Genomic DNA, 1,428 nt, shown 5'->3' with positions numbered 1-1,428 from the left:
TGAAGTGACCCCCGGGAGTTGGACACCAGATCCAACCCCGAGGGATACATGAACAAATACGACGCGCGTTTCAAACTGCAGGTCGCCAAAGAGGCCTGCAAGACCTCCACATCGGTCAAAGCCATTGCCCGTCGCCACGGCCTGGAGTTCTCCACGGTCAGGCGCTGGGTGGCGACCTATCGGCTGCATGGTAGGCGGGGATTTCATCGCCAGGCCCGGTCCTATGACCTCCCGTTCAAACTGGCTGTCCTGGAGAAGATGAGCCAGGACGGCTTGTCCGGGCGGGAGGCCACCACCTACTTTCAAATTGGCGATGCCGGCGCGGTGGGACGATGGCGGCGCCTGTATGCTCAAGGTGGTGCCCAAGCGTTGGCACCCCCTCCGCCGCCGCCCCGAAAGCCGATGAAAAAGACCCGTTCGTCCAAGCCACCTGAAGATATGAGCCGCGATGAGCTGCTCAAGGAAGTCGCCTATCTGCGTGCGGAGACCGACTACCTAAAAAAACTCGATGCCTTGATCCGGGAAGAGCAGGCGGCGCAGGACGCAAAGCGCAAGCCGTCCAAGGATTGAGGCAGGTTCATACGCTGTCGCTTCTGCTCGAAGCAGCTGAGCTGTCACGCAGTACGTTCTATTACCAGAACCATGTCCTGGCCCATCCGGATCAGGATGAGGCAGCCCTGTGCGAGCGCATCCGTGCAATCTACGATCAAAGCCAAGGGCGCTATGGCTATCGCACGGTGACGCTGGAATTGGCCAATCAGGGCCATCGGACCAATCACAAGCGGGTTCAGCGCCTGATGGGGGAGATGGGGCTGAAATCGCGGGTGCGTGTGAAGCGCTACCAGGCCTTCAAGGGGGCGGCCAATGTTGTGGTTGGCAATGACCTCAATCGCCAGTTCCATGCCGAGCGCCCCAACCAGAAATGGGTGACTGACGTGACCGAGTTCAAGGTGCAGGGCATGAAGCTGTACCTGTCGCCGATCATGGACCTCTACAACGGCGAAATCGTGGCTTATCAGATCAAGCGTCGGCCCGTATTTGATCTGGTGGGCCAAATGCTGGAGGAGGCCATCAAGAAGCTTCCCCCGGATGAGCGCCCCATGATCCACTCCGACCAGGGCTGGCAGTACCAGCATGAAAACTACCGGCACATGCTGGAAAAGCACTCGTTGAAACAAAGCATGTCCCGGCGCGGCAACTGCCTGGACAATGCGGCGATGGAAAGCTTCTTTGGGACGCTGAAGTCGGAATTCTTCTACCTGAACAGCTTTGACAGCATCGAGAGTCTGGAAGCTGGGCTGGTGGAATACATCCAGTACTACAACGAAGAGCGCATCAAACTGAAACTGAAAGGTCTGAGCCCGGTAAAGTACCGGGAGCAGGCCCAATCGGCCGCCTGACCCCGTCCAAGTCTCGGGGGTCACTTCA

The 1,428-nt window shown here is 58.6% G+C and carries 1 protein-coding gene; it reads left to right on the top strand.

The genetic code is table 11. The features are described from left to right. The first annotated feature begins 48 nt into the window (after window positions 1-48). Window positions 49-1,400 (top strand): IS3-like element ISStma2 family transposase gene (locus N7573_RS22270; protein WP_197656034.1). Its coding sequence is split into 2 segments (ribosomal slippage): window positions 49-496 and window positions 496-1,400, totalling 1,353 coding nucleotides; the frame shifts between segments, so codons are not numbered across the junction. Window positions 1,401-1,428: the final 28 nt, after the last annotated feature.

Source organism: Stenotrophomonas sp. GD04054, assembly GCF_029836955.1.
GTDB classification, from domain to species: Bacteria; Pseudomonadota; Gammaproteobacteria; order Xanthomonadales; family Xanthomonadaceae; genus Stenotrophomonas; species Stenotrophomonas maltophilia_A.
The sequence above is the reverse complement of the archived record's forward strand: the minus strand, read 5'-3'. Positions and strand labels throughout refer to the sequence as shown.